11 protein-coding genes and 2 pseudogenes are annotated in these 14,307 nt (G+C 60.7%); 7 read left to right on the top strand and 6 right to left on the bottom strand.

The genetic code is table 11. The features are described 5' to 3' along the window. Positions 1–150: 150 nt before the first annotated feature. Both HWX91_RS23425 and HWX91_RS23420 read right to left on the bottom strand, forming a co-directional pair. On the bottom strand, positions 151–753 hold the full coding sequence (locus tag HWX91_RS23425) for a phosphatase PAP2 family protein (RefSeq protein WP_028194968.1): 603 nt from the start codon (positions 751–753) through the stop codon (positions 151–153). A gap of 478 nt (positions 754–1,231) precedes the next feature. Next, the gene (locus HWX91_RS23420) at positions 1,232–1,852 is read right to left on the bottom strand and encodes a methylated-DNA--[protein]-cysteine S-methyltransferase (RefSeq protein WP_028194967.1); all 621 of its coding nucleotides are present in this window, start codon (positions 1,850–1,852) and stop codon (positions 1,232–1,234) included. A gap of 218 nt (positions 1,853–2,070) precedes the next feature. Between HWX91_RS23420 and HWX91_RS23415 the strand changes: the two genes are divergently transcribed. The 5 genes from HWX91_RS23415 to HWX91_RS23395 all read left to right on the top strand — a co-directional run bounded on the left by HWX91_RS23415 (position 2,071) and on the right by HWX91_RS23395 (position 9,495). Beyond that, positions 2,071–3,450, top strand: a complete 1,380-nt coding sequence (locus HWX91_RS23415) for a leucine-rich repeat-containing protein kinase family protein (protein WP_028194966.1) — start codon at positions 2,071–2,073, stop codon at positions 3,448–3,450. 62 nt (positions 3,451–3,512) lie between these two features. After that, entirely contained in the window at positions 3,513–4,475 is a 963-nt protein-coding gene (locus HWX91_RS23410; protein ID WP_028194965.1) for a substrate-binding domain-containing protein, read from the top strand. A gap of 753 nt (positions 4,476–5,228) precedes the next feature. Next, positions 5,229–5,378, top strand: coding sequence for a hypothetical protein (locus HWX91_RS23405; protein WP_167346805.1), 150 nt, complete (start codon positions 5,229–5,231; stop codon positions 5,376–5,378). Positions 5,379–5,520: 142 nt separating this feature from the next. Further along, positions 5,521–8,277 (top strand): magnesium-translocating P-type ATPase, encoded by a 2,757-nt coding sequence (gene mgtA / locus HWX91_RS23400; RefSeq protein WP_081832954.1) that lies wholly within the window; start codon positions 5,521–5,523, stop codon positions 8,275–8,277. 105 nt (positions 8,278–8,382) lie between these two features. Beyond that, positions 8,383–9,495, top strand: coding sequence for a porin (locus HWX91_RS23395; RefSeq protein WP_028194963.1), 1,113 nt, complete (start codon positions 8,383–8,385; stop codon positions 9,493–9,495). A gap of 16 nt (positions 9,496–9,511) precedes the next feature. Here HWX91_RS23395 and HWX91_RS23390 read toward each other — a convergent pair. Beyond that, positions 9,512–10,054 (bottom strand): annotated as a pseudogene (locus HWX91_RS23390) (TonB-dependent receptor domain-containing protein); the annotation flags it as partial. Between HWX91_RS23390 and HWX91_RS23385 the strand changes: the two are divergent. After that, positions 9,988–10,419, top strand: a pseudogene (locus HWX91_RS23385) (adhesin); the annotation flags it as partial. The pseudogenes HWX91_RS23390 and HWX91_RS23385 sit on opposite strands and share 67 nt — an antisense overlap. Before the next feature lie 143 nt (positions 10,420–10,562). Further along, the gene (locus HWX91_RS23380) at positions 10,563–11,120 is read left to right on the top strand and encodes an OmpA family protein (RefSeq protein ID WP_081832953.1); all 558 of its coding nucleotides are present in this window, start codon (positions 10,563–10,565) and stop codon (positions 11,118–11,120) included. Between the two features lie 90 nt (positions 11,121–11,210). Here the strand turns inward: HWX91_RS23380 and HWX91_RS23375 are convergent, their stop codons facing one another. From HWX91_RS23375 to HWX91_RS23365, 3 genes are all read right to left on the bottom strand, one after another. Then, positions 11,211–12,524, bottom strand: a complete 1,314-nt coding sequence (locus HWX91_RS23375) for an SUMF1/EgtB/PvdO family nonheme iron enzyme (protein ID WP_028194960.1) — start codon at positions 12,522–12,524, stop codon at positions 11,211–11,213. Between the two features lie 131 nt (positions 12,525–12,655). After that, positions 12,656–13,450 carry a helix-turn-helix domain-containing protein gene (locus HWX91_RS23370; RefSeq protein WP_244144133.1) on the bottom strand — a complete coding sequence of 265 codons (795 nt, stop codon included), beginning with the start codon at positions 13,448–13,450 and terminating at the stop codon, positions 12,656–12,658. A 246-nt stretch (positions 13,451–13,696) separates the two neighbouring features. Then, positions 13,697–14,164 (bottom strand): universal stress protein, encoded by a 468-nt coding sequence (locus tag HWX91_RS23365; protein WP_028194958.1) that lies wholly within the window; start codon positions 14,162–14,164, stop codon positions 13,697–13,699. Between the last annotated feature and the right edge of the window lie 143 nt (positions 14,165–14,307).

Here is a 14,307-nt window from a genome sequence, read left to right as displayed (position 1 = left end):
GGCGCAATGATCTTCACGCGCCCATCAAGCAGGGTTTGGCCGTTGCCAAAGCACCGCCCACCAATCAGGCCTTGGCGGGCGGTGCAACCGATGGTTGCGCCTCAGCGGCGCTCGAAGATCCGAAGCGCAGGCCCGCGCGCCCACACTGGCCTACGAGGATAACCAGCCCCGCCCGATCGGCCACGCCAGTAATTTGCGGTACACGGTAACAAGGCCGCGCATCACCGTGGCGCCGGCCAGCCGCCACAGCGGGGCGGTCAGCAGGTAGGCCACGCATGCCATGCCTACTGCGCCAACCATGTCGAGCGGGAAATGCACGCCGACAAAGATGCGTGCCCACGCCACCGCGAGACCGGACAGCAGGATCAGCATGCCGCACCGTCTCATGCCGCCCAGCAACAAGCTCGGTGCGATGCACGAGACGATCGTCCCATGGTCGCTTGGGAACGATGGGTCGGGCGCGTGTTCCAGAAACGTATGACCGAGTCCGATCACGAAAGGCCGGGGATGCGGCCAAACCAGACCGACAATCTGATTGAGCCCGAGGGCGAGCAGGGTTACGCAAAACGCGCGCACCGCGACTTCGCGCTGACGCTCGTCGCCAAAGAACCATATCGCGGTCAGCGACAGCGGAACGAGATAAATGACGTACTCAGCAATCATGCGCGCCATGTCGATTTGCCAGGCTGGCGTCGACGGCGTTGCATTGATCATCAGAAAGAGCGCCTGATTGAAGGCTTCGAGTGGGTTCATGCAGGGAGGTTTTTGAGGGGCATGTGATGGATCGCGTCCCGGATCTTAGCGGGGCCAGCTTAGGAAATGCTTAGGCGCGGGCAGAAGCAATGGATCGAATCGTCTGCTGGCGTGCTCGTCGGCGCGTGCCGCTGAATTCAGCATGCCTCTAAGCGCTCTGCTGGGGCGTTCGCTGTGGCGCTATGCAACACCTGAGATCGTGGCGCAAGAACTTTTGCTCGACGATTGCGGTTGACGCAGCGTGCTCGCGCCTGCGCCGTTGGAGTCCGGCAGTGGCGTCAATCATTCGCCGCACGTGCCGATTCACGAAAGCCGCTGCCACGCCGCCTCGCCGGAGGCCCGGACGCAACGGCGTTGTTCCAGGCACTTCGCGCGATGATCGACGACAAGACCCGCCTCAACATGAAAAAGGAATCCCGCACGCAGGCACTCAGAATCGTGCCACTCCGTTACCGCTCAGTTACCCCTCAGTTACCCCTCAGTTACCAAACAGCGAGCTCTGTGTCCCACGAGCGGGCGCCGGGCGCGCCGTTTTCGTCGGAGCTTCCCAACTAGCCATTGCCGTTGCCGTTGCGGTGGTTGAAGCCGTAGCCGATTCCGCCGCTGCTTCCAGCGAAGTTTGCCCGGCTTCAAGCGACAGAAGAAACATCTTGTTGGCGAGGCCGCCGGCAAAGCCGGTCAGATCGCCGGACGCACCGATCACGCGATGACATGGCGCCACGATCGAGATCGGGTTTCTGCCGTTCGCCGCGCCCACGGCCCGCACCGCGTTGATGTTTCCGATTTGCGTAGCGATGTCCGAATAACTGCGTGTTTCGCCGAACGGGATCGTCAGGAGCGCCGCCCAAACCTTCTTCTGGAACTCCGTTCCCTGGAAGTCGAACTCGAGGTCGAACCGGTCTCTCGTTCCCGCGAAATATTCGTTTAGTTGACGCTCGGTTTCGAGCAGGATCGGGCGGTCAGCCGCTTCGATCGATTCCGGCAGGCGCACCCGGTTCGGCTTGTCGTTCTCCCAGAGAATGGCGGCGAGCCGGTTGCCGTTAGCAACGAGCTTCAACTCGCCGACGGGCGAATGCATTAACTTGTACGCGTATGTCACTTTGCTTGCTCCTGGGGCTGGCTGGGGGCCGGGATGGCTTGACGCGAGCGGCTGCAAACTCGCGGCGCCTTGACCCTCCGGTATCTGACAGCTTAAACGCTGTTCGCGCCGAGGTCACGCCGGATCTTGCTATCCAATTCCGCACGCGGCCCGGGACTCAGTAGAATTGATACCTTCGACGCATCGCTTACCGGCGAGCGGATATTTTCTCTACGACTGTGACCACGACCCTCGAACAACTGCGCGCCGGACAACTGGCGGGTACCCGCCGACTCACTCTGGCGGACGGCCTGAGCGAATTTCCACGTGAGATTTTCGATCTGGCCGACACGCTGGAAATTCTCGATCTGTCGGGTAATGCACTTTCAACGCTGCCGGATGATTTGCCAAGGCTGCGAAAGCTGCGCATCATTTTTGCCTCTGACAACCGGTTCACTGAATTGCCGGAAGTGCTGGGGCAGTGTTCACAACTGAGCATGGTCGGTTTCAAGGCCAATCGTATTCGCGAGGTTTCGGGTAAATCGCTGCCACCGTTGTTGCGTTGGCTGATCCTCACCGACAACGAGGTCGAAGTCCTGCCGCCTGAAATCGGCGCCTGCTCGCAACTGCAGAAGTTGATGCTTGCCGGTAACCGGCTGCGCGCATTGCCCGAGGAAATGGCAGCCTGCTCGCGGCTCGAACTGCTGCGTCTCGCGGCGAATCAACTGGACGAACTGCCCGCGTGGTTGTTGTGCCTGCCGCGGCTTGCGTGGCTGGCGTACGCCGGCAATCCATTCAGTGAAGCGCTGGCCGCGTCAGTCCTGATCGACACCCCGATCGCGGCTATTCAATGGAATGCGTTGGAACTTGAAGCGCAGTTAGGCGAGGGTGCGTCCGGTGTCATTTATCGCGCGGCGCTTTCCGCCCGTCATGACGAGGCGAGCAGGCCGGTGGCCGTCAAATTGTTCAAGGGTGCGGTAACGAGCGACGGATTGCCCGACTGCGAGATGGCGGCCTGCATTCGTGCCGGCGATCATCCGAACCTGATTCCGGTGGTGGGTAAGGTGAAGGACCATCCAGCCGGCGCACATGGCCTGGTGATGGAGCTGATCGATCCGCAGTTCGCCAATCTTGCGGGCCCACCCAGCCTCGAGTCATGCACGCGCGACGTCTATCGTGAAGGCATGCGCTTCGGGTTGGCCTCAGTATTACGTATTGCGTACGGTATCGCGTCAGCGGCGTGTCATCTGCATCGTCAAGGGGTGATGCATGGCGATCTGTACGCGCACAATATTCTGTACGGCGCTGGCAGTGAGCAGGGTAGCGTATTGCTGGGCGATTTTGGCGCGGCGTCTTTCCACATCGCCGATAACGGGGACTTCAGTGATGCATTGCAACGTCTCGAAGTCAGGGCGTATGGTTGTCTGCTCGAGGAATTGATCGAGCGATGTGACGGACTGGATGCGAACGTGGATATCGCGGCGAAGCTGGTAGCGTTAAAAGCGCATTGCCTGAGCGAGGACATTGGCAGCCGGCCGTTGTTCGACGATATCGCTGCCGTTCTGCGGCCGCTATCGGGCGCGGGCGATCGGGACACAGCAGCGTTGGCGGCAGTTTGATCCGTTTTAGGGGCGGACGCGATGCAAACAGCCGTCCGTGTGTGTCCAAGGAGAGAAACTCAATGACACAGAGGATGCGCCGCCGCTTGCTGGTTGCCGCCACGCTGGCCGCGGCAGGCCTGACAGGTACGGTTCGTGTCGATGCAATGCAGGGCGGCAAGCTGAAGATTGCCCTCGTCTTGAAGTCGATGTCCGATCCGTTCACGGTCGCGATGCTGAACGCTGCGCAGAATTATCAGAAGCACTATGCGTCGCAGTTCGCTTTGACCATTCGGGGAACGGCAACGGAGGACGGTACGGCTGTACAGATACGAATGGTCGACGAACTGATCAAAGCGAGGATGAATGCGATCGTCATCGCGCCGACTGACTCGAAGGCGTTGACAGCGGTCGTAGCGCGGGGCGTCAAGGCGGGCATCATCATAATTACCATCGACAACCCGCTTGACGACGCGTTGCAGGATGCCGCTCACATCTCCGTGCCCTTTGTCGGCCCGAACAACCACAAGGGCGCGAAGCAGGTGGGCGATTATCTTGCGCAGCGACTCAAGGCGGGCGATCAGGTCGGGATCATCGAAGGGAGCTCCGCCGATCGCAATGCGCAGCAACGCACGGCCGGCGGCAAGGACGCAATGACCGAGGCCGGCATGAAGATCGTCGCCATACAGTCCGGCGACTGGGATTACGCGAAGGGGCGGGACGTCGCGTCGAAGATGTTGGGAGACTATCCGCAGATCCGTGCATTGATGTGCGGTAACGACAATATGGCCATGGGTGCGGTAGATGCTGTTCGCGACGCGGGGAGAACCGGTGGTGTTTATGTCACCGGGTATAACGACAGCGATGCGATTAAACCCTTGCTCGCCGACGGCCGCGTGCTCGCGACCATGAATCAGTTTGCCGATCGGCAAGCTGTATTCGGTGTCGACGTGGCGTTGAAGGCAGTGACCGAACAGCGAAAGGAAAGTGACTTGTCGCAAGTCATTGAAACGCCGTTGCAACTGGTGACCGGCGCGGGGCACTGAGGCTGCGATGCTGGAGTGGGCGTCGATTCAGATGAGCCTCAAGATAAGGATGCCGAATGATATGCCGGTTTGAGATTCATATCCATAGTTCGACATGACGGGTTGACGGTACGCGTTAGGCACTTTGCTAACGGTCGCGCCAATCAGCCAGAAGACCGTCCGAATCCTCACTTTTCCGACTCCGATTCTTTTCGACTAACGGCCATTCCAAAAGGATGTTTTGCGGGTTGACAGCGACTTTCACGGCAATTACTATTCGTCCGTTCTCACTAAGGGGCCGATGCCTTGGACAGTAGCAGTAGTCGATCTTCGAACAGTTTGTCTGCCTGACCGGCAGGACGCCCGCCTCTTCTAGCCGCCGTCCCGCCAGCAGGCAGGACGGTGCGCGTCGTAGTTTCGCCGTAGTTTCGCAATACCTCCCCCGCACCGTTTTAGTACCGCGTCGACGCGCGTGATTTCGCTCGTCCGCTTGAAGGACGTCGTGAGCCTGACTCGCGACGGTGATCGCTCACGCCTGCGCAATTCATGCAGCGCGTGGTTGAAAAGACATGCTCGTGCAGACAAAGCGCGAGAAAGGAGAAATCATGCCCGACAGTGACTCTTGTCCCTTACGCGATTCAAACTCTCTTTCCGCCTGAAGGAAGTCCACACCGTTCCTCGCCTTTCTCTCGTTGAGCTTTGGCGTCGTGGTGCCGGCCTTCCAGCCGGCGCACGCGAACAACCTCCGGGCCGCAGCCCGGACGGAGGAACATTATGCATTTCGCTCTTCTCGTACCCGAGTTGCCTCACATTCGTGAGGCTCGTGCTCACTACGACTCGCTGCTGACGCTGCGTATCCACGAACATAAAACGCCCACGGCCATTGCCCGTTGGTGGACGGGGTTGTGGAGCCGCGCGCACTGACGTCGCTGCGTGCCGGATAGCGATCCGGCACATGCCCGTGCCTGCTCCGTCGTATTCCGGAGTCAGGTCGCGCAACCATAGAAAATCACCTTGAAAAAAGAAGTGTCGCGGCGGCCAGTGGCCGCCCGCCACGGGGAAAACTATGTCCAAGCATTCTTACCGTTCTCATCCGTCCCCGCGTAAGCAGAGGGGCTTCATTACCACGTCCACCTCCAACGAGCGCAAGCACGCTGCGCGCATCGTCAGCGAGGCCAACAACAGTATCAACACCACGCTGCTGCATACGCAAAGCTCGCTGGATGGCCTTGTCGAGGCCGACGCCGAGGAGCGTCTGCATCAGAATGGCCCGAACGAAGTGGCACATGACAAGCCGCCTCACGTCGTCGTGCAATTGCTGCTGGCCTTCAAGAATCCGTTCGTGATCGTGCTGCTTGTGCTCGCGGCAATCAGTTACCTGACCGATGTTTACTTTGCCGCCCCGGACGATCGCGACTGGACCGGCATCAGCATCCTGCTCACCATGGTGACGGTTAGCAGCCTGCTGCGATTTTTTCAGGAGTACCGCTCAAGCAAGGCCGCTGAGCGACTGAAATCGATGGTGCGCACGACTGCCACCGTTGTGCGTCGCGCATCCAAATCGGCGCCGCCGGCAAAGCGCGAAATCGCAATGTCCAGTCTGGTTGTCGGCGATATCGTCAGTCTGCAGGCGGGTGACATGATCCCTGCCGATATCCGGCTGATCCACTCGCGCGACCTGTTTATCAGTCAGGCGGCACTCACCGGCGAAGCACTGCCAGTCGAGAAATACGACACGCTTGGCGCCGTGATGGAGAAATCCGCGGATGCCGGTTCGACCGGTCAGGGCGATCCGCTCGAGTTGGCCAATATCTGCTTCATGGGCACGAATGTCGTAAGCGGTACGGCGACCGCGGTTGTGGTCGCCACCGGAGCCGACACGTACTTTGGCGCACTCGCGCAGAACGTCACTAGCCACAAGCGGGTTGAAACCAGTTTCGACCGCGGCGTGAGCAGCGTGTCATGGTTATTGATACGTTTCATGCTGGTCATGGTGCCGATCGTATTCATGATCAACGGGCTGACGAAGGGCGACTGGCTGTCCGCGCTGACATTCGCGCTTGCTGTCGCGGTGGGGTTGACGCCCGAGATGCTGCCCATGATCGTATCGGCGAATCTTGCGAAAGGGGCCGTTGCAATGGCGCGCCGCAAGGTGGTGGTCAAGCGCCTGAATTCGGTGCAGAACTTCGGCGCAATGGACGTGCTGTGTACCGACAAGACCGGGACGCTCACGCAGGACAAGATCATCCTCGAGCATCACCTCGATATTCATGGCGATAAAGACCCGCACATCCTGGGACTCGCCTGGCTCAACAGCTTCCACCAGAGCGGGCAAAAGAATCTGATCGACATTGCGGTCGTCAACCACGCGAACCAGGCGGGAATGGCCGTGAAACCGACGCATTACACGAAGGTCGATGAACTCCCCTTCGATTTCGTCCGACGGCGTTTGTCGGTGATCGTCGCGCGTGCCGGCGGCGATCAACTGATGGTGTCGAAGGGGGCGGTCGAGGAAATGCTGGTGGTTTCCACGCACATTCAGGACGGCGACGCGATCCGCGAACTGGGTGCGAAGGAGCGTCAGGACCTGATTGCCCGCTCGCAGGAGTACAACGAGGATGGCTACCGGGTACTGGTTGTCGCCACCCGCGAGATCCCTCAGGCCGAGGCAAAACTGCAATACAGGACCGTGGATGAGGCCGGACTCGTGGTGCGCGGGTTTCTGACGTTCCTCGATCCGCCGAAGGATTCCGCGGCGCCTGCGATTCGCGCATTGCACGACAACGGCGTCGCCGTGAAGGTGCTGACGGGAGACAACCCGATCGTCGCATCGAAGGTTTGCCGGGACGTCGGCCTTGAGCCCGGCACACCGCTGCTCGGACGCGACATCGAACAGATGGACGATGACCGGCTTAGCGAAGTAGTCGAACGGACGACCGTGTTCGCGAAGCTCGCGCCGCTGCAGAAGGCCCGCGTTGTGAAGGCGCTGCAGGCGAACGGGCACACGGTCGGTTTCCTCGGCGACGGTATCAATGACGCGCCGGCGCTGCGCGACGCCGACGTGGGGATTTCGGTCGATAGCGGTGCGGACATCGCCAAGGAAACGGCCGACATCATCCTCCTCGAGAAGAGCCTGATGGTGCTGGAGGAGGGCGTGATCAAGGGCCGTGAGACGTTCGGCAACATCCTCAAGTATCTGAACATGACGGCGAGTTCGAACTTCGGCAACGTGTTCTCGGTGCTGGTGGCGAGCGCGTTCCTGCCGTGGGAGCCGATGCTTGCGATGCAGTTGCTGATCCAGAACCTGATCTATGACCTGTCGCAGATGTTCCTGCCCTGGGACAAGATGGACCCCGAGTTTCTGAAGAAGCCGCGCAAGTGGGAAGCGGGCAACATTGGGCGCTTCATGGTCTGGCTCGGGCCGACGTCCTCGGTGTTCGATATTACGACTTACTTCCTGATGTGGAGCGTATTCGGCGCGGGTGCGTTGTATCACCTGCACGGCGGCAACGGTGGCCAGATCATCATGAATTCGGGCTGGTTCGTTGAAGGTCTCGTGTCCCAGACGCTCGTCGTGCACATGCTGCGTACGCAGAAGATTCCGTTCCTGCAGAGCACGGCAGCGCTGCCCGTGTTGCTGTCGACTTTCGCCGCGATCGCGGTCGGCTGCTGGCTGCCGTTCTCGCCACTGGCTGACACGCTCGGCTTCACGGCGTTGGCTCCAAGCTATTGGGGCTGGTTCATCGCCACGATGGTGGGCTACATGATGCTCACTCAGGTCGTCAAAACGGTCTACATCCGTCGCTATGGGCGGTGGTACTGAACCGGCTGTTTGCGCGGTCGCCGGCAGGGGCCGGCGGCAATGCGGTGTGGTCCGTGGCTCGGATCACCATTCGTTTAACTGATCAATTTAAAAAAGGCTTTCCGCATGTCGAACAACAAAAACACGTCCTTCATCCGCGTCTCGATTTGCATGGCAATTCTCGCGCTGGCGAGCGGGTATGCACAGGCACAAAGCAGCGTAACGCTGTATGGAGAAATCGATGCGGGTCTCGCGTATTTGAGCAACGTCGGCGGTCATGCCCAGTATCAGGCAACCTCGGGACTGATCGACGGGAGCTACTGGGGCCTGCAGGGTTCGGAGGATCTCGGTGGCGGAAACAAGGCGATTTTCCGCCTTGAACGAGGGTTCTCGGCACAGACAGGTGCCGCGCTGAACGATCATCCTTATTACGTCGGCCTTGGCAACGATGGGTACGGGACCGTCACGTTGGGCCACCAGTACGATTCGATTCACGATTACTTCGCGCCGTTCACGCTAACGGGTGCCAGCGGCGGGACAGCATTCGCTCATCCGTTTGACAACGACAACGCCAACAACTCGTACCTGGCTCGCAATTCGGTTAGGTATGCGAGCCCGACGTTCGGCGGCTTCAGTTTCGGCGGCATGTATGCGTTCTCAAATGGTGCCGGCCAGTTCGCGAACAACCGCGCGTACGGCGTGGGCGCGAACTATCAGAATGGATCGTTCAGCGCGGGCGCGGCCTGGCTGCATGGCAATGGCCGGGGCAACACGGCAGGCGGTGCATACGACACAGTCGCGCTGCCGGGCGTCGACCGTGACGTGTTCCAGGCGAGCGTGCAGACGCAGAATACCTACGGCGTGGGGGCAAACTATGCGATTGGCGGCTTCACGTTGGGGGCGGCGTGGTCGCGCTCCACGTATAGCGGTGTGCGCAACGCCGACTCCGGAGCGTCCGCTCCGTCGATTGGATTCAGCAACTATGAAGTGAACGGCGTGTACCAGTTGACGCCTGCGGTGTCGCTGGCCGGCATGTACACGTACACGAAGGGCTCGGGTGCGCATTGGCACCAGGGCGCGTTGCAGGCTGACTACCAGCTCTCGAAGCGTACCGATACGTATGTCGAGACGCTCTATCAGCGTGCATCGTCGGGCGCGCCCGCGGTCATTAACACGGCGGCTCCGTCCACAGGCAGCAATCAGTTGCTGATTGCCGGCGGCATCCGGCATCGCTTTTGAGTGGACGAACGTCTTGCTACCAGGTGTACTTCGCGTTGGCTAGCAGCGTTCGCCCATTGCCGAATGCGCAGACCGAATAGGACTGGCAACCGCTGATGTAGTGGCGGTCGAACAGGTTGGCCGCATTCAGCATGAAACGCCAGTTGCGGGTCTGGTAGTGCAGTGCCGCGTCGTACAGCACATAGCTTGCAACTGTCAGCGAGTTGTCCGGCGCACCGGCGGACGCGTTCTGGTAGCGGACGCCACCTCCCAACCCGAAGCCGGCGAGCGCTCCCGTATGCGATGCCCAGTCGGTCCACAGCGACGCCATCTGGCGAGGGCGAGGAATGTCGACCGGCCAGTTGTTCAGCGACGCGTCGTTTGCCTTTACATTCTTCACGTCCTGATAGATGTACGACGCGATCACGGAGAGTTCGCGCGTCACGTTTCCGACCGTGCTCAGCTCGATACCGCGCGAGCGCACCTCACTGGTTTGCACCGAAGACATTCCGGTCGGGCACGAACTATTTTCACGCGAATTCGCCGGCGGCCGATTTGTTGGCGGCGGGTTCGCAGTCGATCGCGGTCGGATCGACGACCGTTGTCAACGGAGACAACGGTGTCGGTATCGGCGACGGAGCGGTTGTCGATGCAACGGCGCCCGGCGGTGTCGCGATCGGCCAGCAATCGCATTCGGCCGCGGGCGAGGTCGATATCGGCAATCGGCAGATCACCGGTGTGGCTGCCGGCAAGGCCGGAACCGACGCGGTGAACGTAAGTCAGCTTGCCGCAGTCACCACGCAGTTGACCACGCTGATCAATAACCAAAGCGGGGGCGGCGGCGGTGCCCCCTTCTCGTCCACCCCGGGTTCTTCACCCGCGTCCACGGGTCCGAATTCTTCGGCGGGCGGGCAGGGCTCGGTAGCTTCCGATTCGAATAGCACCGTTTATCGCTTAGCCTGGTTTTTCTTGCGGGATGTTCGAGCGCTTCCGGGCCGACGTTCAATGCTTATACGGTTACGGCCGCGGACGGTTCCAGGCTTCATCAGGTCGAATGTCACGGGATATTCGAAGGACCTGCTACCTGTATGAAAGTCGCCGAGCGGATATGTCACGGAGAACCGGTTCGCCCGGTGCAGAAAGTTGGACGCCTGCTGCCGGATAGTGACGAGGCCGATGTCACGCGACGGCTCACATTCGCATGCGGCGAGGCGCCGGATACGCCGGTTGCAGCGGCTTCACCGCCGGCCGCAGCCGAGGCGCCAACGGTCGCGCAATTCGCATTGCAAAGCGATGCGCTGTTTGCGTTCGGGCAATCAAGCCGCGCTTCGATGTTGCCGGGTGGGGCGGCGAGCCTCGACGAGGTTATCGCGCGTATCAAGCAGCGCAGCGGCGTTCAGTCCATTTCGGTTGTAGGCCATACCGACCGTCTTGGGCCTGAAACGGTCAACCAGCCGTTGTCTCTCGCGCGTGCCCAGACGATAAGGGAGTACATGATCGATCATGGGCTGAACGGTGAGTTGATTCATGCAACAGGCGTGGGCTCCCGCGATTCAACAACGCAATGTCCGGACGGTGGGAGCAGGGCTGTCATCGATTGCCTGCAACCGGACAGGCGCGTTTCCATCGAAGTTCGGGCGCAATGAGATGACCGTGCGCCGAATGGGTTCGCAATAACCGGGTGAACCTCGGCGCTGGGCGTGTACGCCCAGCGCCGTCAACTTACGCTTTATTCGTCAATCTTTCACACACCGGAATCCCGCGTACACATATTGATAGTGCGGTTGAAACCAGTTGCGAAAAGCCGGCCGCAACATGCATTGCGCGGTGCGCGCCGAGCCGCCCTTGAGCACGTAATGCTGCCCATCGAAAAAGTTGGCGGAGTAACCCGGATAAAACGGAAAGGCTTCAAACCCCGGCAGGGCGTCGAACACGGTCGAGGTCCACTCCCAGCCATTGCCGAACTGACCTTCCACGCCGAATGCGCTGACGTTGTCGGGATGCGCATCGACCGGCTGAGGGTTCCAGCTACGAAAATCGAAATTGCCCGACGCCGCGTGCGGCGCACCGTGTGCCGCGCGTTGCCATTGTGCTTCGCTGGGCAGCGCCTTGCCGGCCCAGCGCGCGTAGGCGCTGGCCTCGGCATGACTCACGTACACCGGCCAGTCGGGCGGCAGCGGTATTTCGTCGAACATCGTGCGCAGCATCCAGCCGCTGTTCTGAGCGCTTCCGGTTGGCTGCGACCAGCAGGCCGGATGCTCGATTTGTTCCGCTTCTTTCCAAGCCCAATCCTTGTCGGTCCACCATTTCGGTTCGCGATAGCCACCTGACTCGATGAACTCGCAAAATGCGCTGTTCGTTACCATGTGGCGATCGATCTCGAACGCCGGCACGTCGACGCGCAGTTCGCCGAACTCGTTGTCCCAGCCAAAACGGCCACTCTCGCGTGCCATGCCGAGCACCGTGGTGCCAGCCGGCACGCTGACCATCGAGGACAACGCCTCACGCGGTTCGGCACGGGTATGGACCGCCTCGCACGACGGGGCGACCTTCTGTGCAAGCGGCAGCTGATGCAGCATGTACGCGAGCGTTTCAGCATGCATCAGACGATGCTCGATCGCGACGTTCAGTAACTGCTCGGCCGCGCCGGTTTGCATGCCCTCGTGCCCGACACGCGCCGAGTCGCTCAGCGCATCGAGTTCACGATCGATCTGTTCGCGGGCGCGCAACCCGTAGCCGCGCACGGCGTCGAGCGATGGCCAGTCACTGGGTTGATCGGTCGGAAAGCCGCCGTCGACGGGATCGATCCCGAAAGCGAACAGTTGGTCGAGGTGCGGATCGAATGCAGGCAGATCGCACAGGCGCTGATCGAAAAGGTTACGATCGAAAGCTTCCAGATGGCCGACATAAAACACGATCCGGTGGCGCTCACGGATCGGCCGGTCATACAGGAATTCGGGTTTGACGATGGAAAACAGCGCGTCAGTCACTTGACGCGCATCAATCAGGCGCTGGACGAGCGGGTGATGCGGGGCGGGGTCGCGATTCATTTCGCCGGGTCTCCTTGCGGGGGACGGACTAAAGACTGTACCCGCTCGCAGGAGCTATGCCAAGGCGAATGCGCGCCTAAAGGCGAATGGACCGGGACGCGGCGGCGCGGGCCAGCTCCGGCGCGTATGGCTTACACCTTCTGCAAGCCTTCCAGGTCGACGATGCGGATATGTTTGCCCTGTGTATCTATTAGACCGCGCTTTTGAAATCTTGACAGGGTGCGGCTCACAGTTTCGAGCGTCATTCCCAGGTAGCTGCCCATGTCCTCCCGGGTCATGCGCAAGTTGAATTCCGCCGACGAATAACCACGCTGGGCGTTGCGTTGCGACACATCGAGCAGAAATGCCGCCACGCGTTCGTCGGCCGAAAGTGAGCCGAGCACCATCATTTGCCCGGCTTCGCGGACGATCTGCTCACCCAGCAGTTTGTGCAGGCGCTCCTGCATCGAGTTGATTTCGCGACACAGGGACTTGAGGGCAGGGTAGGGAACAATGCAAACGGTGCTGTCTTCGAGGGCGACGGCGCTGCATGCGTGCACGTCATCGCTCATGCCGTCGAGCCCGAGTGCTTCACCGGCGAGGCGCAGGCCGGTGACCTGCTCGCGGCCGTCACGGTGCGCCATGACGGTTTTCATGGAGCCGGACCGCACCGCATAAATGTTGTCGAAACGATCGCCGCTGCGATACAGCGCTTCACCGCGCTGCACCGAGCGCGCGGTGCAAATAAGGGCTTCGAGTTTGGGCAGTTCGTCTGGCGACAGGCCTTGCGGCATGCAGAGCGCCCGCATCGCACAGCTCGAACAGCGAGCGGCGGTGCGCGCGGTTGCCCTCACCGGCGCGGCACGACGGGCGCCACGCGCAGGCGACGAAATCACAGTGGATTCGGCAGTGCCGGCCGAGCGGGTCACAGCGGTAGGAGTTAGCATGTTTTTCAGCCGTTTGTAAGGGTGATGACTGATTGTCCCACCGCCCATGCTCCCCGTTTAGCGACAAAATGACGCGTTAACGCAGTTAGGCCTCTTGAGCGACGTCACCCTCGCGTTGCTGCTTGTGGTTACGGACTGCTATGTATCCTCGCCGCCCTGCTCGGCCCGCATTTTAGGGATAGCGCGCGGTATGTACCGACCATGACGGTGAGCGCATACAACGGCCATGTATGTCGCTCAACATGTTCAGGCGCTGTCGCCGGATTTGCCTGCCGCGGATGGAATCAGCAGCACCGGCAAGGTCGCCTGGCGCACGCAGCGCTCCGCGACGCTGCCAAGAATCAGGCGCTGAAAACCACGGCGGCCATGCGTGCCCATCACCAGCAGATCGGCGTTGAAGTCAGCGGCAGCTTTGAGTACGACCACTGAAACGTCGTCGAGCGAAGAAGCTTCGCCCACGGCGAGTTCACCCTTGACGCCTTGCGCAGCCATGGCCGCCGCGAATTCCGCGCCGAGTTCCTTGCCTTCCTCGACGAGGCGGTTACGCAGAACGGAAGGGTCATAGCCTGGCGCTTCGAAATACATCGGCGTGTTTTCGACGACGTAGAGCGGTTGCATGACGGCGCCGGTGGACTTCGCGAGTGCGAGCGCTGCGTCGAACGCACGGCGCGAGGTATGGCTGCCGTCGACGGCTACAAGGATGCGTGTGTACATATCGACTCCGCGTCTGAAGGGGTTGAGTGCCGCAGCCGTTCGGCCGGCCGGGCTCGTTGACAATTGGATTACGATGCGAGCTTAAATGATCGCTGAAAAAGATGCATCGACACAGGATGTAAATCAAACACTTGTCAAATTCT

Origin of the sequence: Paraburkholderia fungorum, from assembly GCF_902833645.1 — a bacterium.
Lineage (GTDB): Bacteria > Pseudomonadota > Gammaproteobacteria > Burkholderiales > Burkholderiaceae > Paraburkholderia > Paraburkholderia fungorum.
This window is presented reverse-complemented; position numbering and strand designations above follow the sequence as displayed.

Excerpts from the sequence above, each read along its gene's own strand:
- HWX91_RS23425 (WP_028194968.1), bottom strand. The coding sequence starts at position 753 with ATGAACCCACTCGAAGCCTTCAATCAGGCGCTCTTTCTGATGATCAAT.
- HWX91_RS23410 (WP_028194965.1), top strand. The coding sequence starts at position 3,513 with ATGACACAGAGGATGCGCCGCCGCTTGCTGGTTGCCGCCACGCTGGCC.
- HWX91_RS23365 (WP_028194958.1), bottom strand. The coding sequence starts at position 14,164 with ATGTACACACGCATCCTTGTAGCCGTCGACGGCAGCCATACCTCGCGC.
- HWX91_RS23375 (WP_028194960.1), bottom strand. The coding sequence starts at position 12,524 with ATGAATCGCGACCCCGCCCCGCATCACCCGCTCGTCCAGCGCCTGATT.
- HWX91_RS23395 (WP_028194963.1), top strand. The coding sequence starts at position 8,383 with ATGTCGAACAACAAAAACACGTCCTTCATCCGCGTCTCGATTTGCATG.
- HWX91_RS23370 (WP_244144133.1), bottom strand. The coding sequence starts at position 13,450 with ATGCTAACTCCTACCGCTGTGACCCGCTCGGCCGGCACTGCCGAATCC.
- HWX91_RS23405 (WP_167346805.1), top strand. The coding sequence starts at position 5,229 with ATGCATTTCGCTCTTCTCGTACCCGAGTTGCCTCACATTCGTGAGGCT.
- HWX91_RS23380 (WP_081832953.1), top strand. The coding sequence starts at position 10,563 with ATGAAAGTCGCCGAGCGGATATGTCACGGAGAACCGGTTCGCCCGGTG.
- mgtA (WP_081832954.1), top strand. The coding sequence starts at position 5,521 with ATGTCCAAGCATTCTTACCGTTCTCATCCGTCCCCGCGTAAGCAGAGG.